The organism is Vreelandella sp. ssv (assembly GCF_059448525.1).
Genome location: NZ_CM182545.1, coordinates 2,004,969 through 2,028,700, shown reverse-complemented (window position 1 = coordinate 2,028,700; position 23,732 = coordinate 2,004,969). Strand labels below are relative to the sequence as shown.

The window sequence follows — 23,732 nt, the reverse complement described above, 5'->3', positions numbered from 1 at the left end:
CTCTCCTAGAATTCCGGTCCGATGGAAAAGTGCAAACGCCAATCGTCTTCGTGGTCAAAGGGATGCGCGATATCGAAGCGAATTGGCCCGACCGGTGAAACCCAGCGAACACCAGCACCTGCGCCCGTTTTCAAATCATCGGGTCCCCAGTTATCAAACGCGTCACCGTTATCTACAAACGTGGCTGCCCACCAATCGCCGGTCACGCGACGTTGATACTCCAGGGTCGAGCTAAGCATTTGTTGACCACCGCGAAGACGCCCCTCTTCGTTGCGCGGGGATAGGCTCTCGTAGGAGTAACCGCGCACACTGCGATCGCCACCGGCAAAAAAGCGCAGCGAGGGGGGGATTTTGGCAAAGTCATCTGTCTCAATGGCGCCTAAACTAATACGCGCTAAAAAGCGGTTATTATTGCCGATCATGCGGATCCATTCAGTATCCCCCGTCATGCGAGCAAACTGCGCATCAGAGCCCCATACGGTATCCGAGTACTCTAGAGAAAACTGTTGGCGATCGCCCCAGATCGGGAACCGTTGGGGGCGTGTCCGGGTACGCGACCACTGGATGCCAGGATAGAAAAGCCATACTTGATCAGCCTCGCCGCCCTGTTCGAAATCTTCGTAGGTGGTTCGAAAGTAAAGCGTTTGAACCCAGTCATTATCAAACTCCCAGCGTCGAGCCACTTCAACAGTGCCTTCTAACGATTGGGTATCGCTATCATCAATATTACGAATGCCGTATTGGAGTTGATAACTATCGCGCAGCGGGTCTTCAAGCGGAACGTTATAGACCCCTGTGAAACGCTGTTCTGGGTCGGATAAATAGAGATCATGATCCAGGCTATGGCCGTAGCGATTGATCCACGGCTGCTCCCAGCCAAAACGCAGACGCGGGCCTACATCTGTAGCAAAACCGATGCCGACTTCAAACTGATGACGATCAGCGGGTTCGACACTGACATCAATGGGTAGCTGAGTATCGCTAGGACTGTTGAGACTCAGCGCACTAACTAAAGCCGCGCTAGTTACTCGTGGGCGCTCGGGCTGCGATGCCGTGGCCTCACTCCACCAAGGGTCACCGCCACCAGTAGGAGAAATTGCCAGCTCTTGGGCTGTTTCAAGGCGCGGACGAACCGACACTGAGCTAAACCAGCCAGTTTCGGCAAGAGATTGATTATATTCAGCGAGCGTTTTCGCGAGATAGGGGTCACCCTTCTTAAAGGGTCGTATGCGAAGTAACCGGTCAATCTCAATATGACTACCCGTGATGGAAGTATCGCCAAACTGATAGCGTGGGCCGCTGTCGAAATCCATATAGAGACGTGCACTTTGCAGATACGGGCGCACTTCCATGCGTCGATCGGTAAACCCCCAGTCAAAGTAGCCCCGTTCTATTGCCAAACCAGAAAACTGGCTTCGCAGCCGATCCCAGGGGGCATGGCGAAGTACGTCACCCTCCTTCAAAGGAAAATCTTCTACTGCCTGCTGAAAAGGTGGATCGTTACTGGCATCCCCTTCAACGTTAATGGATAGAATCTCAATTTCTATCTGGGGCCCAGGCTCAATGTCGAGCCACACGCGCTCATCAGTGGAACGTTCAAGGGTTATTTCAGGTTCATAATAGCCGTAGACACGCATGGCTTCCTCAGTACGGCGGCGTACCTCGCCTTCTAGCCGCACCTCGGTGTACTGCTCTGCATCAATGTTTTGTAAATAGGCTTGGATATTACCTTCGACTTCTTCGGAGACTCCCTCGATAGTCGCGTTTAATGCCCAAGCGCCATGTGATACATATAACAGTGGCAGCACTACCAACATTGTGCGGCCCGTGGCTGAAGTCCATCGCCGTTGTCTTCCCATACATTTTTATCCTAACCTAAATCAGCGGCTTCATTATAAGCATTTCAACAGCCAAGCATTTCAATTACTGAGCAATTCAATATCCTGGCATTTCAAGACGTTAGTAAACACATGCTTGAAATGAAGATCACATGCGCTGTAGGCAGTGTTAACGCAACATTTCTAACTGGGCACTAAAGGCAAGCTGAGCTTGACGCACTTGCCGCACATCACTCTCGAGCGCACCTAAGCGTTGAGACCACTCCTGCTCCAATGCCTCAAGTTCTGCTTGATCTGCTGGCGCTTCGATCTCAGCAACGAATTCATCAAAGGAGGTTTGCAACTCATCAAAACGCGATTCAATGGCATTTCTCTGCGCTGACAGCTGCTCTTCCCAATCACTGATGGCATTATTAATCTGGCTATCTAGCGCGGATAAGCGCTGCTCGGTTAATTGTTCCAGGTGAGCAACCTCTTCCACTAAGTTACGACGCCCGGATGTGCCTGTTTGTTCCAGTGCATCAAGAGATTCTCGCATTGCCAATAGCTGGCTATCTCTTAGCTCGGCTTGCTCCCTTAGCTGCTCCAGTTGCTGTAACAACGTATTAATAGAATCGCTTGAAGCCATATCCTCATTGATTGTAAGCAAGCTATATAATTCTTCGCGCGTGTCGGTCAGCGAAGTAGAGAGTTGCTCCTGCTCTTGGAACAGCGTTGACATCTGAGCTTGTACAAAGGTTATCGTATCTTGTACATCGGTGTCATTCGAATCCAAACGAGCATGCACGTTAGATACTTCCCCACTCACGCGGCGTAGCTCACCTAAAAGTCTTTCACGTTCGTACCAAAGTCCAGCCGCCGCCGCGCCTAACAGAGCAATAATGAATATCAAGCATAACCACAGCGGCCACAGGGTAGGCCCCTTACGGTGGCGCAAATGTTGCGCCGTCAAGCTTTGATCCACATCGGGTACAATACGAGAAGAGGCGGTGGAGTCTGGCATGACATTTCCTCAAAGAGTCTTCGGGTCGGCACGACGGCCTATACCTCGGTACATTAAGCCGCAGCTGGCGACAAACTCGGGGTCGTATATATTGCGTCCATCTAATACGAGCTTAGCGTTTAATAGCGAACCGAGTCGATGCCAGTCTGGGTTCCAATACGTTTTCCATTCTGTTACTAGCATCAGTGCGTCAGCCCCTTCACAAGCTTGGTAGGGGTCATGAGTAAACGTACGCAGGTCATCGCGTTCGCCTACCAAAGCGTGAAGTGCGGGCACGGCAGCCGGGTCGTGTAACTGAACCTTAACCCCTTGCGCCCAAAGCGCCTCGAGCAGTGTTAACACCGGGGCATGGTCAATACGCGCAGTGCCAGGTTTAAACGCAGCCCCCCAGATAGCAACGGTTTTACCTTCTATTTCGCCAGAAAAGTGAGCCCAGAGTTTCCGGAACAGTGTCTCTTTTTTCTGCTCGTTAATATCCATCACCTGTTCGAGCAGTGCTGAATAGCGGCCACTTTGTAACTGGACATCGGCCAAGCGCATCAAATCACGCGAGAAGTTGGGCCCACCAAACCCGCAGCCTGGATATAGGTATTCAAAGCCGATACGTGAATCGGCGCCCATCCCCTGGCGAACATGCTCAACATCCACCCCGAGAGTATCAGCTAAGCCTGCAATTTCATTCATATAACTAATACGCGTAGCGAGCATGCCATTGATGGCTAGCTTGGTCAGCTCAGCCGCTCGGCGCGGCATGCATTGAAACACTTCACTGCGCCGATTAAAGGCACGTAGCAGTTCTCTGGCCACCTGTTCGCCAACCGCATCGTCACAGCCTAACAGACGCCGGGTAGGGCGAGTGAATGAGTCCCATGCCCGCCCTTCTTCTAGGGTATCGGGCAGCGCGACACTGGTGTGCTGGGCACCCATCAGCGCATGCAGGCGTTCGGTCTCGCCGACCGGGAAGGTTGAGTTGTTGATCAGCACAATCCCGCGCTGATCAGCAAATAGCGGGGCCTCAAGTAGCGCACTCGCCTCTAAGCGCTGACCAGGCGACAAGCCCAGCCAGATCACCTCAGGAATAGCGGCATCTTGAAGTTGCTCGATGACCTGTAACGTACCCTCCGCCAAGCCCTGCTCAAGATGCGTCATTAAGTGCGGTTCACTGCGTAACCAATCTACTTGTGACAGTGTTGACCAAGGCGAGCCCTCATGGGGTAACCATTGAACCTGATGACCCACCCAAGCCAACGCAGCCGCGGCCGTCGCTGCGCTTAATTCGCTACCGTACAGTAACACCCGCATACGTTACTCTCCCTGTTGGTAACGTGATAGCAAGGTTTGAAAAGCTTCTCCAAACTCTGGGTGACGTCGTGCATAGGCGAGTGTGGCTTCAAGATAACCCAATGGATGGCCACAATCGTAGGTTGTGCCCTGCATGCGATATGCCTGAACACCGGACTGTTCGCGCAGCGCCTCCAGTGCATCGGTCAACTGAATTTCGCCACCGGCACCGGGAGGGGTTTTTTCCAGTATTGAGAAAATGCTGCCTGGTAACGCATAACGGCCTATTACCGCTAGATTTGAGGGTGCAGCATCACGCTTAGGCTTTTCCACCATGCCAGCTAAATCCGCTGACTCATTTGGCGCGGGCACATCCCCGACGGGTGCCACAATGCCGTATTTTTCTACCTGCTCCCACGGCACCTCTTCCACCATCAGCTGCGCTGTGTTCTGTTGATCGAACGCCGCCAGCATGCCGGCCAAGTCGGTGGCAGAGTTGGCGCTATTATCAACCAACACATCGGGCAGCAGGACTGCGAAAGGTTCGTCGTCACCAATAATTGGTCGAGCGCATAGCACTGCATGCCCAAGCCCTAGCGGGACGCCCTGTCGAATGCTGATAATATTGACGTCGTCAGGCACCAAGTTGCGCAACATCGTCAATAGTTCATGCTTACCCTTTTTTTCGAGGCTAGCTTCCAGTTCGGCATGGGTATCGAAGTGGTTTTCGATAGCGCTTTTATTACTACTGGTGACCAACACAATATCGCGAATGCCAGCAGCAATCGCTTCTTCGACGACGTACTGGATCACTGGCCTATCGACAATCGTAATCATCTCCTTGGGAATGGCTTTCGACGCTGGCAAGCAGCGGGTACCAAACCCAGCAACAGGAAGTACAGCTTTACGAATCATAGCAAGGTCCTTTTCATGCGTTTCGACACAGGAGTGGTTAGAATGTCCATAATACTGAAGGCGTGAGTGGATGCCACCTCGCCAATGGCGATAACGAGTGCTAATAGCCAATCACCAGCAATTAGTCGTCAACTTTTCGCTTAATGCTTTATGACAACGGGAGCCACAACATGCAAGCGACACCACAGGATAGCACTGCTGATCACTATCAAGGCAATGTCGATGCAGCGGAAGTTGCCAAATTTGAAGTACTTGCTAGTCGCTGGTGGGATACTCAGGGCGAATTTAAACCGCTTCACGACATCAATCCTCTACGCCTTGATTTTATTGATGCGCGTGCGGGTTTAGCGGGTAAAAAAGTGCTTGATGTAGGCTGCGGTGGCGGTATTTTAAGCGAATCAATGGCCAACCGCGGCGCGAAGGTTACCGGTATTGATCTGGGTGAAGCACCTTTGGCAGTGGCTCGACTACACGCAGAAGAGCGTGGCGTTCAGGTTGATTATCAGCACATCAGTGTGGAAGCCATGGCCGTTCAAAAACCAGGGTTTTACGATGTCGTCACCTGTATGGAAATGCTTGAGCATGTACCCGACCCTGCCTCTGTCATTCGCGCCTGCAGCGCCTTGGTACGCCCAGGGGGGTATGTTTTTTTCTCCACGCTTAACCGCACTCCCAAATCCTATGCGTTCGCCATTTTAGGTGCCGAGTACGTACTTAGGCTGCTGCCCAGGGGAACGCATAATTACGCAAAATTTATACGCCCTTCTGAAATGGCTGCCTGGTCGCGTGACAGTGGTTTAGAAGTACGTGAACAGACAGGACTGACGTACAATCCGTTAACGCGCCACTATCGCTTAGTCAGCCATGATGTATCGGTCAATTACATGATGTACTGCCGCAAGGTGAGCGATTAAATGCCAATGCCAGCGCCTCAAGCGATCCTTTTCGATTTAGATGGAACTCTGGTTGATACTGCACCTGACTTGGCCAAAGCAACCAATGCATTGCGTCTTCATCATGGGCTACCACCGCTCCCTTTTGACGCTATTCGCCGCCAGGTTTCTAATGGCGGTAGTGCTCTGGTCACACTGGCCCTTGAGTTAGATGTCTTATCTCAGGAACATACCCAGGCTCGTGAGTTTCTACTTGATGCCTATGAGCAGGCAGTCGCCGTCGACAGCCGAGTTTTCTCGCCTCTCGATGTCTGGCTGCAAGATTGGCATGACGATCAACGGCCTTGGGGAATCGTCACCAATAAGCCGCGCCGTTATACCCTGCCGCTATTAGAAGCACTATCACTACAACCTGGTGCTTTACTGTGCGCGGATGACTTAAGCGTTAAAAAACCTGCGCCTGAGCCGCTCTGGGAGGCTGCCCGCCGTTTAGGGGTTGAACCTGAGCAGTGCTGGTATATTGGCGATCATGCGCGGGATATCGAGGCGGCAGTAGCGGCCGGAATGACCGCCGTCGCGGTTGGATATGGATATATCAGTGATGAGGATGATTACCAGCAGTGGCCTGCTGATTTGTGGTTTAAGGAGTGCGAAGCACTCGTCGATGCCCTTAGCGCCTTCAAACGCTAACTGAAGGCGGGCATCGACGCGACGCTTACCCCGATAACGGTTAAACCCGGGGGGGTTGGGCATCAAGCTTTTGACCGCTGGTGCCTGCGCTATCTGGCCCCATTAACCAAAGGTAGGTAGGCATAATGTCTTCTGGGGTACGTAACGTGAACGGGTCTTCGCCAGGAAACGCAGTACGCCGCATTTGCGTTCGTGTGGCGCCTGGGTTAAGCGAATTAACACGGATATTGGACTGATTATTCAGTTCATCAGCCAGTACGTCGACGAAGCCTTCAGTAGCAAATTTAGAGACGGAATAGGCACCCCAGTAGGCACGCCCTTTTCGGCCAACGCTGGATGAGGTGAAAATCACAGAGGCGTCTTCAGACTGTTGCAGCAGCGGCAACAATGCCTGGGTCATCCAGATAGGGCCATTGATGTTAACCTGCATCACTTGCTGCCACAGCTCAGGATTGTATTGCTCGAATGGCGTGATGCGTCCTAGCAGCCCCGCGTTATGTAGAAGACCGTCTAAGCGACCAAACTCCTTATCGAGTGTTTCGGCCATGTCATGAAAATCTTTGAGCGTAGCGCCTTCAAAGTTCAGCGGAAAGATCGCCGGTTGAGGGCCACCCGCCGCTTCGATTTCATCGTAAACACGCTCTAATTTGGCAATAGTGCGCCCCAATAGAATCACGGTGGCACCGTGTTGGGCATAGCTTAACGCTGCCGCACGGCCAATCCCGTCCCCTGCGCCGGTTACCAACACGATGCGATTTTCCAATAGACTGGGCGCTGGTTGATAGTCGATCTTGCAGCTCATGCTGATTCCCTGAAGCAAAAATAGATCAAAAAATTTTAACTCGCTGATTGGCGTAAAAAGTCATTGGCAAGCCCCGCCGCACTGCTTTGCGGATAGTCATCGCGCACTTGCTCAAGTAGCTCTCGACTGCGCTCCGCCTCGCCTTTACGCGCTTTCACCAAGCCTAACTTATAAATCGCGTCAGGTACTTTAGTGCTACCGGTGTATTTATCGATCACACGGCTAAACGCTTGATCAGCGGCATCCAGCTCGCCTTCCGCAGCATATAGCTCGCCCAGCCAGTAGTGACCATTAGCCGTTAGACTAGTATCAGGGTAGTCGGTAACGAAGGCTTCAAAGGCCGCGATCGCTTCGTCAAAACGACGCGCCTGAACATGCCCGAAGGCGGCTTGGTAATCGGCTTGGGCGTCCTCACTGACATTGCGGCTAGAGGGTGCATTGACAACCTTCTCGACGGCTTCAGGCTCTACCGCTGGGGTTGACTGCTCAATTTGAGTTGGGCCGCTGCTCATCAGCCGATCTTCAATATCGAGGTACTGCTGCTGTGATTGGCGACGCAGCTGTTCCAACTGGTGACGCAGTTCTTCGATCTGACCGCGTAGCTGCTGGATTTCCTGCTGGTGCTCTTGTACCTGGTTAAACAACACAAGATTGCCGCTGGATGCTTCCTGGCGCTGCGTCTGTTGATAGAAACTGCTGCTGTTGGAAGAGTTAGATAGGTCTTGCACGAGCGGCTGTTGAGCGGCGGCCGTTAAAGGCAATACGGATAGCGGGAGCGCTATAGCTCCCGCACCGCACAGCCTCTCAACGTAACGCTTGAGACTGTGATTCATGATGGCTCCGTAGATAAAAACGGCGTGCGGTTAGCACGCCGCCTTCATCGATAGTTAAAAGCTCAGTAGCTTAATGCTCAGTAATTAAATACAACGCGACGGTTCTGTGAGTAGGCGCTTTCGTCTTGACCATTAACGGCCGGACGCTCTTCACCATAGCTAACCACGCTCATTTGAGCAGAAGAAACGCCCTGAATATTCAGAAAACGCTCTACCGCTCCAGCGCGACGCTCACCCAGCGCCATGTTGTACTCACGGGTACCGCGCTCATCCGTATGCCCGTGAAGAACCACTTGAGCACTCGGGTTTGCACGTAAGTAACGTGCATGAGCCATTACTACAGATTCGTACTCGCTTTTAATGGTATCGCGGTCGTAATCGAAATAGATGGTGCGTACTTCTGGAATACGTGAATCAGCCTGCTGACCAGCACCTGAACCCGAACCAGTAGAAGAACCATACTGACTACCCGTGCCTGTGCCCGAGGTGCTAGATCCGGTAGTGCTGCCATCCTGGCTACCGTACGAGTCACCATCTTGGGTTCCGCCGGTGCTGGAACAGCCAGCGATTACCACGATAGATAGCGCTGCTGCTAGTGAGCGAGCCAACGGTTTAAGTTGCATAATCAGACTCCTTGCCTGAAAACTAAAAAATTTCGATATTAATCAATTGTGTTGATCAATTTAAGAAGGGTGACCAAGCTGGGTCACGGACATCGCCCTGTGCTGATGGCAGTCTAAATGAAGAGCGACCATCAGCCGAAACAGCACTTAGCACCCCACTACCACCCTGTTGGGTAGCGAAGATTACCATGGTCCCGTTCGGCGCAACACTAGGAGATTCATCTCTTGTTGATTCACTGAGTACAACCAAGCGGTTACCGCTTAGATCTTGCTTTGCCACTTGATAACCATTACTTGAACGGTGGATCAAGAATATCTGCTCACCATCCGGTGAATAACGTCCGCGAGCATTATAATTACCTGTAAACGTCAGGCGCTCAGCTTCGCCGCCGCCCATGGAGTACTGGTAAAGCTGCGGGCCACCGCTACGGTCAGAAGTAAACAACAAGCTGCGACCATCTGGCCCCCAAGCAGGCTCAGTATCGATGCTGTTGTTATTAGTAATGCGCTCTACTGAACGATTGGCGACATCCATGATATAGATTTCAGGCTGTCCATCTTTAGACAGAGACATGGCGATACGCCGGCCATCAGGTGACCATGCTGGTGCACCGTTAATACCGTCAAATGACGTGGCCATAACGCGCTGTCCAGTGGCTACATCCTGGATATAGATTGCTGGGCGTTCAGTTTCAAAAGAGACATAGGCAAGCTTAGAGCCGTCAGGTGACCATGCAGGAGACATAATAGGTTCATCAGAGGTCAACACCTGTTCGCTGCGGCGGCCATCGGCATCTGCAACGTACAAGCCAAACTGCATATTGTCACCAACACCCTGGGCAGTGACGTAAGCAATTTTGGTTGAAAAAGCTCCCCGAATATCGGTGATCTCTTCAAAGATTTGATCGCTGATATAGTGAGCGGCACCACGCAGGTCATTGCCTCTCACGGTCACGGTTTCGCCAATCATCCGGCGTTGGCCGCTAATATCCATCAGCTCAAACTGTATTTCAAAACCACCGCTGGTTTGCTCTGCCCGGCCTACTACCAAGTAGCGCACATCTAGCGACCGCCACGTACCGAATTGAACATCGTCGGATTGACTAGGCTGTTCAAACATAGCGCTACGCTCTAGCGGGTCAAAATAGCCACTACGCTCAAGGTCATCTTGGACAATCTGTGCAACATCTTCAGGCATTCCTTCTGAGCCTGCGAAAGGCACCACGCCAATCGGCAGCGCTTGATCACTGCCTCGCGTAATCTCAATGGTTAAGTCAGCACTTGCCACACTGCTGACTAGCAGCAGTAGACAGAACAACCATACTTTGCTCAAACTTTGCATCAGCGAACATCCCCCGGGGTAAATCGCAGATTAAACTGACGTAAATTACGCTGCTGATCGGCTGGTAAATCTCGCAATTCACCAAACGGTGCAGCATGTTCCACGGCCTGCATGACAGACCGGTCAAAAGCACTATCGCCGCTTGATGTCACAATCGACGTTGCCAGCAACTCTCCTGAAGGCCCTAGCCGTACCTGTAGGGTAGCACTCATCGCATCACTTGCACCGGGCGGAATCACCCACGCCTGCTCTACAGCGCTACGGACGATGTTGATAAAGCTGTTGGCAGCCTGTTCGGCCTGCTGAGCATTAGCCGCGGCTTCCGCTTCACCTGCCAACTGGCGCTGCATGGCTGCCTCTGCTGCTTCAGCCGCTTGGCGTTGACGCTCTGCTTCTGCTTCGCGTCGCTGCTGCTCTTCCGCTTCTCTTTGGCGCTGGGCTTCCGCCTCTCGCTCTCGTTGAGCCGCCTCCTGCTCACGTAGCTGCTCTTCTTCGGCTTCACGTTGGCGCTCTGCTTCGGCCTCTTCCTGGCGCTGCTGCTCTGCCGCTTCGCGCTCTCGTTCGGCTTCGGCCTCTTCCTGGCGCCGCTGCTCTGCCGCTTCACGCTCTCGTTCGGCTTCGGCCTCTTCCTGGCGCTGCTTTTCAGCGGCTTCCTGCTGGCGCCGAGCCTCTTCAACTTCACGCTGACGCTCAGCGATAGCTTCCGCTTCGGCTTCACGTTCAGCGGCCTCAACGGCTTGTTGCTCAGCCTGTGCAGCCGCTTCTGCAGCACGACGCTGCGCTTCAGCTTCCGCAGCCTCACGCGCTGCTTCCAAGGCTTGCGCTTCTGCTTCAGCCGCCACCTGAGCAGCTTCTTCTGCCGCTTGCTGTTCGGCTGCAGCCTGCTGCTCACTGGCAGAGGGTTCATCGGGCGCTTCAGGTTCTGTCGGCGCCTCCGCTGGCGCATTCATCGCCGCTTGCTGTTCTGTTGCCTGCTGAGCCTGATCGGTAAACGTTTCCGTACTCACCAGCGTCGCTTGAACGATCGACGAACTATCGGGCTCCGCCGTTCGGGTCGGCAAACTGATTAAGCTAAACAAGACAATGGCGACGTGCACGCCAATCGCCAGAACAGTCGGCCACTTATAGCCAACATCTTGAGGATCGCGCGGTGTGTTTACTGCCATATTCGCGCTACCCTTACCCATCTTGCGGCGGCTCTGAAAGCAGCCCCACGTTAGCTACTCCGGCGCCTTGCAACGTGCTCATCAAGACGACAATCTGTCCGTAAGCCACATTACGGTCACCGCGTACCATGACGGGCGTACCTGGACGGCGTTCTAGAATCGTTGCCACTCTTGCAGACATCTCATCCAGGGTCACTGACGTAGAGTCTTCCCCAAGCGTGATGAAGTACCCCCCATCGCTATCAACCGAAATAATGATCGGATCATTATCTTCCTGGGTCTCAATGGGTTGAGAGGTCACTTGCGGCAACTCAACTTGCACGCCCTGGGTTAGCATAGGCGCAGTAATCATAAAAACAACTAGCAGTACCAGCATAACGTCAATGAAAGGGACGACATTAATCTCCCCCATTGGCTTGCTTTTACCACTACGATTAAAAGGACCTTGCATGGCTGTCTCCCTTAACCCGCACTTGGCTTGCCATCACGACCTTGCAGATTGCGGTGCAGGATAGCGTGGAACTCCTCGGCAAAATCTTCGTATTTGCCAAGTAAGCGAGAAGATGTGTTCGACAAACGGTTATAGAAAATAACCGCAGGGATAGCCGCGAAAAGACCCATTGCAGTTGCAATAAGCGCTTCTGCAATCCAGGGGGCTACCGTTGCAAGTGTCGCCTGTTGTGTCAGCGAAAGCGCTTGGAATGAACCCATAATGCCCCATACTGTGCCGAAAAGACCGATATACGGACTGGCAGAAGCCACTGTAGCTAGAAACACCAGATGCTGGGTTAAGCGATCCTCTTCCCGAGACCAAGCAACGCGCATGCTACGTTGGACACCTTCCAAAACGGTGTCAGCGTCTCGGGTTTTAGGCATTAAGCGATTAAATTCCCGAAACCCCGACTGAAAAATATGCTCAGCGCCGTGGCGCGGGTCATCAGCGGGAATTTCACGATAGAGCTCGTTTAAGTCGACACCTGACCAAAAAGACTCCTCAAATTGGTTGTACTCTTTCTTGGCACGGCCCAGCGCAATGCTGCGCTGGAAAATGACCACCCAAGAGAGGATCGACCCCACCAACAGTAGCAACATAACCAGCTGCACCACGGTGCTGGCATTCATTATCAAGTGGGGAATGGACATGGTGTTATCGTTCACAGGTGCCCTCATCAATCTATTAGGGTCGGCATTGCCGACGCAGTGAATGACCTCTTGGTTAAGAGGCCCGTATTAAAATATTAAGCGATGTTGGCCATGCTTTAGGACGCATACGCTCGACGCTCAAACAGGCTATCTCGACTGTGGCTGAGCAGAGGAGTTCCTCGTCACGCCAAACTTGCTGCTCAAATGTCATTCGACAACGCCCAAGTTCTATAACGTGGGCAGTGATTACCAATGCGTCATCCAGACGAGCCGGTTTCGCGTAGTGACAGGCCAAGCGGTATACCACTAGCTGTGTACCTTCGTCTAGCAGCGTTTGCTGATTAATGCCTAATTGACGTAGCCATTCGCTACGTGCACGTTCCATAAACTTCAAGTAGTTAACATAGTAGACAATGCCACCAGCGTCAGTATCCTCCATATAAACGCGCAACGGCAGGCGGTAACCTTTCTGTGCACTAGCGCTCACGGACGGCGCTCCCCTTCCATATCGGTCGCCTGCTTGTGGGGCACTCGGTCGAAGTGCAGCCACGCTTGGCGGGTAACGACACGTCCGCGAGGTGTGCGCATAATCAAACCTTGTTGAATAAGGTAGGGCTCGATCACATCTTCGATGGTGTCGCGCTCTTCACTGATGGCCGCCGCAAGTGAATCAATGCCTACAGGGCCGCCATCGAATTTGTCGATCATTGCCAGTAGTAGCCGACGATCCATGTGATCCAACCCATGGTGATCCACGTTGAGCATATTAAGGGCGGCATCCGCTGTGGCGACATCGACAACGCCGTCACCTTTCATTTCTGCGTAATCACGCACTCGGCGCAATAGTCGGTTGGCGATTCGCGGTGTTCCACGTGAGCGCTTCGCCACTTCAACTGCACCTTCGTGACTGGTTTTAACGCCCATTAGGCGAGCCGAACGCGAAACAATTTCTGTCAACTCTTCGAGGTTATAAAATTCAAGACGCTGAACAATGCCGAAGCGGTCGCGCAGTGGAGAGGTTAGCAAGCCCGCCCTGGTGGTCGCGCCCACCAGGGTAAACCGGGGCAGGTCCAGCTTAATAGAGCGTGCGGCCGGACCTTCGCCAATCATGATATCCAGCTGGAAATCTTCCATGGCGGGGTAAAGCACTTCTTCGACGACGGGAGACAGGCGGTGAATTTCATCGATGAAAAGTACGTCGCCAGGCTCTAAATTCGTCAGCATGGCGGCGAGATCCCCTGCCCGTTCAAGCACCGGGCCGGAGGTCGATTTCATTCCAACCCCCATCTCAGTGGCAATAATATGGGCGAGTGTCGTTTTACCTAACCCAGGAGGGCCAAATACCAGGGTGTGATCCAGGCTCTCTTCGCGCAGCCTTGCAGCGCCGATAAAAATTTCCAGTTGTTCACGCACACGCGGCTGGCCAATATAGTCATCCAACCGCTTGGGGCGAATTGCGTAGTCAATACGCCCCTCTCCCTGTTCAGGTTCAGCGGCGATCAGCCGATCGTGTTCTAGCATAGATACTCTTCTTTATGGCGATTCAAATGCAAACTTTACCCAAATCTAGCACTGTAAAACCATCCACTTAGCCGTTCATTCGTTGAGTCAGTGCGGCTTTTATCAGTGCCTCGGTTGACTGATTGGGGTCGATATCGGCGAGCATTTTGGATGCCTCAGTCAGCTTATACCCCAAACTGACTAATGCAGCTTCTGCATCAGCAAGGCTATCGCGAGCAGATACTTGCCCATTAGCGGCCTCAAGAGGCAGTAGCGCATTGCTACCGTTCTCCCACTCAGGGAAACGATCTCGCATTTCAATGATAAGACGCTCAGCCGTTTTCTTACCCACCCCTGGCAGGGTTGTCAGCGCTTTACTGTCATCGTCACGAACGCAGCGCATAAAGGCATCTTCATCCATACCTGATAAAATCGCTAACGCAAGCTTAGGTCCTACACCGTTGACTTTAATCAAGGCTCGAAATAAGGCGCGCTCATGCTCTCTACCAAAACCATACAGTAGATGAGCGTCGTCACGAATAGTGAGGTGGGTGAACAAAGCAACATTTTCGCCGACGGCCGGAAGTGTCACCAGGGTATTCATTGACGTTTCCAGCTCATAGCCGACGCCATGAACGTCGATCACAATCCAGGGAGGTTGCTTTGCCAATAGCTGGCCACTCAGACGTCCAATCATAAAATCGCTCGCACTGGGGTGAATAACAATAGAGTGAAAAACAAACGTTTACTATAAAGCGACTCTGTACAGATGACCAGTAGTTCAGCCGTCGGCACAGAGGGAATTAAAGCCGCCAGCGGCCGGTGGAGCGACGGCGACCCCGAGATGGCGCGGCGGGCAAACCATGGCTGATAAAGACAGAGCCGTTATAAGCATGGGTTAACGCAATGGCCAGCGCGTCGGCTGCATCAGCCTGGGGAGTAGCAGAGAGCTGCAGAATAGCGGTCACCATGTGCTGTACCTGCTCTTTATCCGCGCCACCCTGCCCAGTCACCGCCTGCTTTATCTGCCGCGCGGCGTATTCGGCAAGGCTCAAGCCATGATTGGCCATACACACCATTGCCGCCCCCCGAGCCTGGCCCAGCTTTAGCGCGGAATCAGGATTTTTGGCCATAAACACCCGCTCAATGGCGACCTGATCGGGGCGATGCAAGCCGACGACTTCGCTAAGACCTGCATAAATTTGTGCCAAACGCTGCTCTAGCGCACCCTCTGCCGTACGAATACAGCCACTTGCTACGTAGCAGGGTTTAACGCCAATAACATCGATCACTCCGTAACCAGTTACCCGGGAGCCAGGGTCTATGCCCAAAATGCGGATGGGTACGACGGGCTTTTGCTCTTCCATGGCATCGGTACTCGTGTGACTAGAACATACAAAAACACCGACGCCGTAGCGTCGGTGTGGAGCGGCCAACCGTACAGATTTATTCGGCGGCGGGGTCCGCTTTGACTTTCTGGCGTAGACGGATATTCAAATCTTTCAACTGCTCGGGGCTGACTTCGCCCGGTGCATTGGTCATCAAACAGGCAGCGCTTTGGGTTTTCGGGAAAGCGATAACTTCACGAATGGTTTTGGCACCCACCATCAGCATGACCAAGCGATCCAAACCGAAGGCTAAGCCACCATGGGGCGGAGCGCCGTACTGGAGCGCATCCAACAAGAAGCCAAATTTCTCTTGAGCCTCTTCTTCACCAATACCCAGGATCTCGAAAACGGTGCTCTGCATGGTCTGATCGTGAATACGAATAGATCCACCGCCCAGCTCTGTACCGTTGAGCACCATATCGTAGGCACGTGAAAGCGCGCTAGCAGGGTCAGCCTTCAACTCTTCTGGGCTGCAAGAGGGTGCTGTGAAGGGGTGGTGAAGCGGGCTAAGACGACCGTTGTCGTCAGCTTCAAACATCGGGAAGTCGACGACCCATAGCGGCGCCCACTCCTGCGTGTAGAGCTCCAGGTCAGCCCCTAATCTAACGCGCAGCGCGCCAATGGCTTCGTTGACGATACGGGCTTTGTCGGCACCGAAGAAGATAATGTCACCATCTTCAGCGCCCACGCGATCGAGCAGCTCTTCAACGATGTTTTCCATAAACTTGACGATCGGCGACTGCAGACCTTCAAGCCCTTTGGCGCGCTCGTTGACCTTAATCCACGCCAAGCCTTTGGCACCGTAGATGCCGACAAACTTGGTATATTCGTCGATCTCTTTGCGCGATAGCTTGGCGCCGCCGGGTACTTTCAGTGCTGCAACACGGCCATCATCTGCACTAGCGGGGCCAGAGAAGACTTTGAAATCAACTTGCTGCATTAAGTCGTCGACGTCGGTCAATTCCAGCGGGATACGCAGATCCGGCTTATCTGAACCGAAGCGATTCATCGCTTCCTGCCAAGTCATGCGCGGGAACTCAGGAAGTTCGGTTTTTAGCACGTCCTGGAAAAGCTGACGAATCATGGCTTCGGTAATGCCCATGATGTCACTCTCTTCCACAAACGACGCCTCAATATCAATCTGGGTAAACTCAGGCTGACGGTCGGCACGCAGGTCTTCGTCGCGGAAGCACTTGGCAATCTGGTAGTAGCGGTCAAAGCCAGCCACCATCAACAGTTGCTTAAACAACTGCGGTGATTGTGGCAAGGCAAAAAAGCTGCCCGCATGGGTACGGCTAGGGACGAGATAATCGCGTGCGCCTTCAGGGGTCGCCCGGGTGAGTACCGGTGTTTCGATATCCAGGAAGCCCTGGTTTTCGAGATATGCTCGTACGTTGTGAGAAATACGCGAACGCAGGCGCAGCTTCTCGATCATATCCGGACGACGCAGGTCGATATAGCGATGCTTCAGACGCACCTCTTCACCTACTTTGCCATGCTCATCCAGCTGGAACGGCGGTGTAATCGCCGTATTAAGTACTTCGACGTCCTTCGCCAGCACTTCAATCATGCCTGTTGGCATGTTGGGGTTTTGGGTACCTTCAGGGCGCAGCCGTACGCGTCCAGTGATGCGCAGGACATACTCACTGCGGGCACGGTCGGCAGTTGCGAACGCCTCGGCGGTATCAGGGTCGACAACGAATTGAGCGATGCCGTCGCGATCGCGCATATCGAGGAAAATTACCCCACCGTGGTCGCGGCGGCGGTGAACCCATCCGCATACCGTAACCGTTTGATCCACCAAAGTTTCGTTTAGCTGGCCGCAATAATGGCTGCGCATGTCAAATCCTGTTCTGTTACGTGGCAATTAGTGTGTCGCGGGCGTCCCGACCCTGACTACCGCAGCTATGCCGCGGCGCCTTTGTCGCTGGGAGTAACGCTCTTGGGAGTAGCACTGGTATCGCTTGATTTAGCGGCATCTGCCGGAGCAGTTTTGCCGTCAGCAACCAGATTCTTTTTGCTACCCGTTTTGAAATCGGTTTCATACCAACCACCGCCGGCTAAGCGAAAACCCGCTGCCGAGACAAGTCGCTCCAAGCGATCGCTTTGGCATGCAGGGCAATCCTTGAGAGGATCGGCACTAATTTTTTGCAATTTTTCCAGGCGATGGCCACAGGCCTTGCACTCATATTCATAGATGGGCATGTTAATGGCTCCTAAAAAGCTCAACCCTGACAAACTACGTTCTTTTAAGACCCAGTCCTGACGGACCTAGTACTGAAAGAAAATAAATAGTGGCGAACACAAACGCTGCTAGGCTGCCAATATGTGGCCAGTCGGGATAAATTCCAAGGCTGCGGTTGATAAAGCGCCGCCATTATACCCTTTTGTGACCCCTGCCGAGCAAGGTTATGAAGCCTTCGGTAACTATTGGAGAGAATAAAATGCCTCATGCGGTGATACTGGACGCACAAAGCCTAGGCCCTGAGATCAATTTAAGCGCCATTGAAGAGTCGGTCTCACACCTTGAGGTGTTTGAGCAAAGTTCAACTCAGCAGGCGCTTGAGCGCCTTACTAACGCCGATATCGCGATCGTAAATAAAGTAGTACTAGACGCTGAAACCTTGCGGCAGCTGCCTAAACTGAGATTAATATGCGTATTAGCGACAGGCCTTAACAACATCGATCTAAATACCGCAAAAGATCAGGGTATCGTGGTTAAAAACGTTGCAGCTTACGGCACCGCCAGCGTTTCCCAGCACACCTTGATGCTGATACTTGCCCTGGCCAACCGGCTTCCTCGCTACCAGCGGGACGTCGCTGCAGGTGAATGGCAGCGCAGCGCCTTCTTCTGTTTGCAGGATTATCCTACGTTACAGCTGTCCGGCAAACATTTGGTGATGGTGGGTCAAGGTGAGCTCGGCACGGAAGTGGCACGTCTGGCAGAAGCGTTTGGTATGCAAGTGACGTTTGCTGCTCGGCCAGGCAATGAAGCGAATGATAAGCGCCCTGCACTGGATGATCTACTTCCCGATGCCGACGTTATCAGCTTGCACTGCCCTTTGAGCGAAGCCACTCGACATTTGATAAATCAACAGCGCTTGTCTCACGTTAAGCCCTCGCTGCTATTGGTCAACTGCGCCCGCGGCGGCGTTATCGATGAAGTCGCCGCACTTGAAGCGCTGCGCAACGGCAAGATTGGTGGACTGGGCGTTGATGTACTACCCGCTGAGCCGCCTAGAGAGGGGCACCCACTACTAGATGCGCTCAGCGAGCCGCTGAACTTAATCGTTACTCCTCACAACGCGTGGATAACACCGGAAGCCCGCCAGAATATTGTTAGCCTGACGGCTAACAATATCCGTGACTGGAAAGACGCTTCTTAGGACTTTGACGATACTTTCTGAGTAACCATAGGGCCTTCAATGGCCCTATTGGGTGCCAAAGTGACCTGGCGCGCGGCAATTGTTGAGCACCTCAAGCTCAACGTGAGTAACTCGTGCCCCTTCTGAACCTTGCCATAGCCATTCACTTAACAGCTTAACTGCGTCGGTATGCCCGCACATAAGTACCTCGACGCGTCCATCGGGTAGATTTTTGGCATAACCGGTGATGCTATGTTGAAGCGCTTTCTCTTGAGTAGCGCGCCGATACCAGACGCCTTGTACTTTTCCCGTGACCACGGCGCGTACACAGCAATTAGTCATACTCACCTCCCTCGCTACCAGCAAGTTATACGTACTCATGCTTAATCAACACCGCACTATTGCGCGGAATCAATGGTCGTCCTCGACGCAACAATAAAGATCGAGTGAATGCTGCCCCAAATAGCAGTATCAGCGAACTGTAGTAGACCCACAGTAAAATCATTACCACGGACCCGGCCGCACCGTAAGTAGAGGCCGTTGCTGTATAAGCCAAATAAACCGAGATAACGCTGCGTCCTATGGTGAAAAGCACGGCTGTGACAACGGCGCCAATAAGCACGTCTTGCCAGCGAAGCACCACATCGGGAAGTACCTTAAAAATAGTCGCAAATAGCATTGTCACCATGGCGACAGAAATAAGTGATTCAAGCGTCGTGGTAAATAGACTAACAAACGGGAGTAAGTTATCCGCAGCTAAAAGCATACCGCGCAATACGACCCCTAACACTAATGAAACAAGCAGTATAAACCCAATAGAAAGCACAACCGTCAGTGATAGCAATCGGCTCTTGATAAACCGTAAAGCACTATTTGACGTTGGCTTGGCAGTGACGCCCCAAATAGTATTGAGTGAGAACTGCATCTGGGCAAAGACCGTTGTAGCACCAACTATTAGGGCGCCCACGCCTAATAATGTGGGTAGTAACCCCGACTCTTCTATTCTAGATTGGGCAACGGCTTCTTGTATGGCCACAGCGGCATCCATACCTAAAGTGCCCTGTAGTTGAGCCACTATTTGCCCTTGAGCCGCCTCCTCGCCCATCACCACACCGATGACGGTGACCGCAATAATGATTGTGGGGGCGAGTGAGAAAAGCGTGTAAAACGCAAGCGAACCGGCATAGCTAAACGCATTACGCTCTAGCCATAACGCAGTCGCGTCTTGCGTTACCTTCCACCAGAAGTTAGCCGCACGTTTAATCATATCCACTCCCTGTGCCGTCGGTATCGAGGTGCGTTATAAGTATTATCAATAAGCTTTTTCATAGCATACCTAACCACAGCGTTTAGCGCAGTTTTCTGGTACGTTGCACATCTAATATCACCACCCCCAAAGGAAGCTTGGATGGCCACCGATATTGCGCGCTCTGCGACCGCCTACGACTTCGACTGCTTGGTGTTTATTGGTCGCTTTCAGCCTCCTCACCTCGGACATTTAGCGATTATTCGAGAGGCATTGAAACGTGCTCGCCAAGTGATCGTATTAGTAGGTTCAGCTTGGCAAGCGCGCTCATTACGAAATCCCTGGCGCTTTGATGAGCGCCAAGCCATGCTTCGTGCAGGATTCGATGAGGCTGAAAATCAACGTTTAGAAATCACGCCTCTACTGGATGCTCTCTATAACGACGACGTTTGGGTGCGCGACGTGCAGCGTAAAGTGCGCGATATAGCGGCGCCCACGAATGCTCGTCTACCGCGTATTGGCTTGATTGGAGCCAGCCGCGGGCAGTCAAGCTACTACCTTTCGCTGTTTCCTCAGTGGGAGTCGGTCAGTGTCCCTTCGGTAGAGGGAATTTCAGCCAGTCAAATTCGTGAGCGCTTGTTTCGCTCGCCCAGCTCAACGAACGACTATCTTAGTACCGGGGCATACCACGACCTGCCTCCTGGCGTTGTCGAGAGTGTCAAAAAGTTTTGTCAGGTAAGTGCCTATCAGCGGCTCTTGGAAGAGCAGCAGCTATTGGACCAGTATCGCCAGGCATGGGCACAAGCGCCCTACCCACCTATTTTTGTTACCGTGAATGCGGTAGTGGTGCAGTCCGGTCATGTGCTCTTGGTGCGGCGAACAGCTGCGCCGGGCAAAGGGCTTTACGCCCTCCCCGGGGGATTTATTAACCCTCATGAACGCTTGCTAGATGCTTGCTTACGTGAACTACGCGAGCGCTTGCGTTTAAAAGTCCCTGAACCCGTACTCAAAGGCTCACTGCGTGGTCAGCGATTGTTTGATGAGCCCCACCGCAGTTGGCGCGGCCGGACATTGGCGGAAGCTTTCTACTTTGCGCTGCGTCCAGATCAGCAGCTGCCTCGACTAAAGCCTGTCAAAGGGGGTGAACATGCGCGCTGGGTGGCGCTTGCCGACCTTGAGCCGGAGAGCCTGTTTGAAGACCATTTCTTTATTATTCAGAATTTTTTAGGTCTTCCCGCCGATTTTGGCAGTAGCTAAACGCCCCTATTGGCTCGTCAGGTTATGCTTGCAAAAAGTCCCGCGGCAATTTCATCATTTGTCGCCACAACCGCTCTACACCTGGCTTATGCACCATCGAGCATCGGTATAGGCGAATCTCCAAAGGAATATCCCAGCTTTGGTCACCCGCCCGAACCAAACGACCGCTTTTTAGCTCTTCACGAATACAAAAATCGGGTATCCACGCCACACCAACGCCTTGTAATACCATGCCTTTTAGACCTTCAGCCATGGCCGTTTCGTAAACGGTGCGAAGTTTCATTCTTAGCGGGTCATTTTTTAACAGCATGCGGACACTGCGACCTAAAAATGCCCCTTGTGTGTAAGAGAGGTAAGGAATCGAAGTATCGTGCTGAAGTGAAAACTTAGGCTGCCCCTGTGCATCAGGTAGTGAAACGGGCAACATATTGACCTTACCAATCGAGAAAGAAGGAAACACCTCCGCATCCAGTTGCATCGTCGCAAAAGGGTCGTAGTAGGCCAGCATCAAATCGCAGTTGCCCTCTCGTAATACATGGATAGCCTCTCCCACGTTCATGGCCACCAAGCGAGTCGGCAGCTCACCCAAGCCCTGCTGCAATCGAGATATCCAGGGCGGATAAAAACTCAATGCGAGTGAGTGTGCCGCCACAATATCGAGCGCCTCATTGGCGATTGACAGGCCCCGCAAATGGCTAAGCGACTCGTTTAGTTGCTCGACCAGATTGCGCGCTGTTACCAAAAATAGCTGCCCTTCCGGCGTCAGCCCTACGGGTGTAGTAGAACGATCGACAAGAGTCACATCAACCGCTTGTTCCAAGGCCCGGATACGGCGACTGAATGCCGGCTGCGTAACGTGCCGTTGACGCGCTGACGCAGAGAAACTACGCGTGTTGGCAAGCGCCACAAAGTCTTCTAGCCATTTCGTTTCAAGATTCACCCGGTGACTCCTTGTCTCACCCATCGTGCGCGCACAATGATTTTTCTTTTATGCTCTGCAACCTATTGAACCGGTGCCATCAAATAAGCGGCACGAGAGACGACTTTCATCCACACTGAGCGTTGGTTAATTTCATCTATGCTCACTCGGCGGCATTGGGCAAAGTCATTTTCTAGCATTACCTGCACGCTGGCAGCAAAATCCTGGCTTGGGATAAAGGCGGTTATTTCAAAATTCAACCGAAACGAACGGTTATCCAGATTCACCGTACCCACGGTTGCTGCTTCGTTGTCTACGAGTATGACTTTTTGATGTAAGAACCCGGGAAGATAACGGTATATTTTCACACCAGCTCTTAACATATCAGGCAAGAATGAAAATGCAGAGAGAAAAACCAGTAAATGATCTGGGCGCTCCGGGATCATTACCCGTACATCCACACCGCGCATAGCCGCCAGGCGTAGCGCATCCTGCACGCCTTGATCAGGTACAAAATAAGGACTGGTCACCCACAGGCGTTGTTTTGCACTATGAATAACCTGCTGAACCAGCAGACTGGCGGTATCTTGGCGATCAGCGGGACCGGATGGCACGATAACGACATGATGATCGGTTGAGGAGCACGTCTCCGCCATCCAGTTCAGACTTATCACTTCATCCGTTGCCCAGTGCCAATCTTCCCAAAACGCCTCCTGCAGGCCCAATACACTCGGCCCTTGAAGCTTTAGGTGGGTGTCTCGCCAAGGCCCATGGCGGGGATCCTCGCCCAAATACTCGATCCCGACGTTGAAGCCACCCACCCAGCCCTCCTTTCCATCGATAACCGTTACTTTTCGATGGTTGCGGAAGTTAAGCTGAAAACGGTGTTTAAAGCCACGGGAAGAGCGAAAAGCACTGACTGCCACCCCGTCGCTGATTAAATCATTGAGGTAACTATCAGCTAGTTTGCGGCTACCCACTTCGTCATAGAGAAAATAGACTCGCACGCCCCGCCGAGCGGCACTCTGCAAATGGTGCTTTAAGCGCTGACCGAGGGCGTCGCTGCGAACGATAAAAAACTGCAGCAGAATATACTGCTCAGCCCGATCAATACCGTCAAAAAGGCTTTCAAACGTTGCTGGTCCGTCAATGAGAAGTGTCGCGTTATTGCCATGGGTTAATGGCATCATGGCAAGCTGTTCAACCGCCTGAATATCCGCATTACTAGAGGGCGCGACATAAGGCTGAACATTGGCTCGGTAGCGCACAAGAACTCGGCGTAGCACGGTATCCCGCTGGCCTCGGGCAGATACGTAGCCATAAAAACGCGGCCGCCCGAAAAACCAGTATGCAGGAAGCGCGACGTAGGGGAACGTCAGCAGCGATATAATCCATGCCACGGCCCCTTGAGAAGTCCGGCTGGACATGAGGGCCATAATAGCTGAAACGATACCCATTAGGTGTATCAATAAGATGCCGGTCCCTAGCAACCAGGAGGTCATAACCACGTCCTCATAAAGCAAGGGCC

At 52.8% G+C, this 23,732-nt stretch carries 25 protein-coding genes; 4 read left to right on the top strand and 21 right to left on the bottom strand.

The features are described 5' to 3' along the window. Positions 1 to 5 precede the first annotated feature (5 nt). The 4 genes from tamA to galU all read right to left on the bottom strand — a co-directional run bounded on the left by tamA (position 6) and on the right by galU (position 5,037). On the bottom strand, positions 6 to 1,859 hold the full coding sequence (gene tamA / locus AC5TBW_RS09320; protein WP_495511785.1) for an autotransporter assembly complex protein TamA: 1,854 nt from the start codon (positions 1,857 to 1,859) through the stop codon (positions 6 to 8). A gap of 148 nt (positions 1,860 to 2,007) precedes the next feature. Continuing rightward, positions 2,008 to 2,841, bottom strand: coding sequence for a hypothetical protein (locus AC5TBW_RS09315; protein ID WP_495511784.1), 834 nt, complete (start codon positions 2,839 to 2,841; stop codon positions 2,008 to 2,010). 9 nt (positions 2,842 to 2,850) lie between these two features. Continuing rightward, on the bottom strand, positions 2,851 to 4,143 hold the full coding sequence (locus AC5TBW_RS09310; protein ID WP_495511783.1) for a nucleotide sugar dehydrogenase: 1,293 nt from the start codon (positions 4,141 to 4,143) through the stop codon (positions 2,851 to 2,853). A 3-nt stretch (positions 4,144 to 4,146) separates the two neighbouring features. Then, positions 4,147 to 5,037 carry a UTP--glucose-1-phosphate uridylyltransferase GalU gene (gene galU, locus AC5TBW_RS09305; protein ID WP_495511782.1) on the bottom strand — a complete coding sequence of 297 codons (891 nt, stop codon included), beginning with the start codon at positions 5,035 to 5,037 and terminating at the stop codon, positions 4,147 to 4,149. A 170-nt stretch (positions 5,038 to 5,207) separates the two neighbouring features. Here galU and ubiG point away from each other — a divergent pair, with 170 nt between their 5' ends. Continuing rightward, positions 5,208 to 5,951 carry a bifunctional 2-polyprenyl-6-hydroxyphenol methylase/3-demethylubiquinol 3-O-methyltransferase UbiG gene (ubiG, locus tag AC5TBW_RS09300; RefSeq protein WP_495511781.1) on the top strand — a complete coding sequence of 248 codons (744 nt, stop codon included), beginning with the start codon at positions 5,208 to 5,210 and terminating at the stop codon, positions 5,949 to 5,951. Then, a complete protein-coding gene (locus tag AC5TBW_RS09295; RefSeq protein WP_495511780.1) occupies positions 5,952 to 6,620 on the top strand; it encodes an HAD-IA family hydrolase in 669 nt (222 codons plus the stop codon). Between the two features lie 40 nt (positions 6,621 to 6,660). Here the strand turns inward: AC5TBW_RS09295 and AC5TBW_RS09290 are convergent, their stop codons facing one another. From AC5TBW_RS09290 to AC5TBW_RS09230, 13 genes are all read right to left on the bottom strand, one after another. Beyond that, positions 6,661 to 7,422, bottom strand: a complete 762-nt coding sequence (locus AC5TBW_RS09290) for a YciK family oxidoreductase (RefSeq protein ID WP_495511779.1) — start codon at positions 7,420 to 7,422, stop codon at positions 6,661 to 6,663. A 35-nt stretch (positions 7,423 to 7,457) separates the two neighbouring features. Then, positions 7,458 to 8,255, bottom strand: a complete 798-nt coding sequence (gene ybgF / locus AC5TBW_RS09285; protein WP_495511778.1) for a tol-pal system protein YbgF — start codon at positions 8,253 to 8,255, stop codon at positions 7,458 to 7,460. Between the two features lie 77 nt (positions 8,256 to 8,332). Then, on the bottom strand, positions 8,333 to 8,878 hold the full coding sequence (gene pal, locus AC5TBW_RS09280; RefSeq protein ID WP_495511777.1) for a peptidoglycan-associated lipoprotein Pal: 546 nt from the start codon (positions 8,876 to 8,878) through the stop codon (positions 8,333 to 8,335). A 55-nt stretch (positions 8,879 to 8,933) separates the two neighbouring features. Then, positions 8,934 to 10,220: a Tol-Pal system beta propeller repeat protein TolB gene (gene tolB / locus AC5TBW_RS09275; protein WP_495511776.1), complete on the bottom strand. Its 1,287-nt coding sequence runs from the start codon at positions 10,218 to 10,220 to the stop codon at positions 8,934 to 8,936. Further along, positions 10,220 to 11,386: a cell envelope integrity protein TolA gene (tolA, locus tag AC5TBW_RS09270; protein ID WP_495511775.1), complete on the bottom strand. Its 1,167-nt coding sequence runs from the start codon at positions 11,384 to 11,386 to the stop codon at positions 10,220 to 10,222. The genes tolB and tolA overlap by 1 nt, the downstream gene beginning before the upstream one ends. Before the next feature lie 13 nt (positions 11,387 to 11,399). Further along, positions 11,400 to 11,837, bottom strand: coding sequence for a protein TolR (gene tolR / locus AC5TBW_RS09265; protein WP_495511774.1), 438 nt, complete (start codon positions 11,835 to 11,837; stop codon positions 11,400 to 11,402). A gap of 11 nt (positions 11,838 to 11,848) precedes the next feature. Then, positions 11,849 to 12,529, bottom strand: a complete 681-nt coding sequence (gene tolQ / locus AC5TBW_RS09260) for a protein TolQ (RefSeq protein ID WP_495511773.1) — start codon at positions 12,527 to 12,529, stop codon at positions 11,849 to 11,851. Between the two features lie 73 nt (positions 12,530 to 12,602). Next, positions 12,603 to 13,016, bottom strand: a complete 414-nt coding sequence (gene ybgC, locus AC5TBW_RS09255; protein ID WP_495511772.1) for a tol-pal system-associated acyl-CoA thioesterase — start codon at positions 13,014 to 13,016, stop codon at positions 12,603 to 12,605. Then, a complete protein-coding gene (ruvB, locus tag AC5TBW_RS09250) occupies positions 13,013 to 14,050 on the bottom strand; it encodes a Holliday junction branch migration DNA helicase RuvB (protein ID WP_495511771.1) in 1,038 nt (345 codons plus the stop codon). Before ruvB ends, ybgC begins: the two co-directional genes overlap by 4 nt. Positions 14,051 to 14,117: 67 nt before the next feature. After that, positions 14,118 to 14,726: a Holliday junction branch migration protein RuvA gene (gene ruvA, locus AC5TBW_RS09245; protein ID WP_495511770.1), complete on the bottom strand. Its 609-nt coding sequence runs from the start codon at positions 14,724 to 14,726 to the stop codon at positions 14,118 to 14,120. Between the two features lie 106 nt (positions 14,727 to 14,832). Beyond that, positions 14,833 to 15,396, bottom strand: coding sequence for a crossover junction endodeoxyribonuclease RuvC (ruvC, locus tag AC5TBW_RS09240; protein WP_495511769.1), 564 nt, complete (start codon positions 15,394 to 15,396; stop codon positions 14,833 to 14,835). 79 nt (positions 15,397 to 15,475) lie between these two features. Next, positions 15,476 to 17,257, bottom strand: a complete 1,782-nt coding sequence (aspS, locus tag AC5TBW_RS09235) for an aspartate--tRNA ligase (protein ID WP_495511768.1) — start codon at positions 17,255 to 17,257, stop codon at positions 15,476 to 15,478. 65 nt (positions 17,258 to 17,322) lie between these two features. Further along, complete coding sequence (locus AC5TBW_RS09230; RefSeq protein WP_495511767.1) at positions 17,323 to 17,622, bottom strand: FmdB family zinc ribbon protein; 300 nt, start codon at positions 17,620 to 17,622, stop codon at positions 17,323 to 17,325. 239 nt (positions 17,623 to 17,861) lie between these two features. Between AC5TBW_RS09230 and AC5TBW_RS09225 the strand changes: the two genes are divergently transcribed. Then, a complete protein-coding gene (locus AC5TBW_RS09225) occupies positions 17,862 to 18,803 on the top strand; it encodes a D-2-hydroxyacid dehydrogenase (protein WP_495511766.1) in 942 nt (313 codons plus the stop codon). 45 nt (positions 18,804 to 18,848) lie between these two features. On the opposite strand, the gene AC5TBW_RS09220 is transcribed toward AC5TBW_RS09225, so the two are convergent. Further along, on the bottom strand, positions 18,849 to 19,124 hold the full coding sequence (locus tag AC5TBW_RS09220; RefSeq protein ID WP_495511765.1) for an acylphosphatase: 276 nt from the start codon (positions 19,122 to 19,124) through the stop codon (positions 18,849 to 18,851). A gap of 25 nt (positions 19,125 to 19,149) precedes the next feature. After that, positions 19,150 to 20,049, bottom strand: coding sequence for a YihY/virulence factor BrkB family protein (locus tag AC5TBW_RS09215; protein ID WP_495511764.1), 900 nt, complete (start codon positions 20,047 to 20,049; stop codon positions 19,150 to 19,152). Positions 20,050 to 20,190: 141 nt separating this feature from the next. Here AC5TBW_RS09215 and AC5TBW_RS09210 point away from each other — a divergent pair, with 141 nt between their 5' ends. Beyond that, positions 20,191 to 21,285 (top strand): bifunctional nicotinamide-nucleotide adenylyltransferase/Nudix hydroxylase, encoded by a 1,095-nt coding sequence (locus AC5TBW_RS09210; protein WP_495511763.1) that lies wholly within the window; start codon positions 20,191 to 20,193, stop codon positions 21,283 to 21,285. Between the two features lie 22 nt (positions 21,286 to 21,307). Here the strand turns inward: AC5TBW_RS09210 and AC5TBW_RS09205 are convergent, their stop codons facing one another. Both AC5TBW_RS09205 and cls read right to left on the bottom strand, forming a co-directional pair. Beyond that, positions 21,308 to 22,225, bottom strand: a complete 918-nt coding sequence (locus tag AC5TBW_RS09205; RefSeq protein WP_495511762.1) for a LysR substrate-binding domain-containing protein — start codon at positions 22,223 to 22,225, stop codon at positions 21,308 to 21,310. 62 nt (positions 22,226 to 22,287) lie between these two features. Further along, positions 22,288 to 23,706, bottom strand: coding sequence for a cardiolipin synthase (gene cls, locus AC5TBW_RS09200; RefSeq protein ID WP_495511761.1), 1,419 nt, complete (start codon positions 23,704 to 23,706; stop codon positions 22,288 to 22,290). Between the last annotated feature and the right edge of the window lie 26 nt (positions 23,707 to 23,732).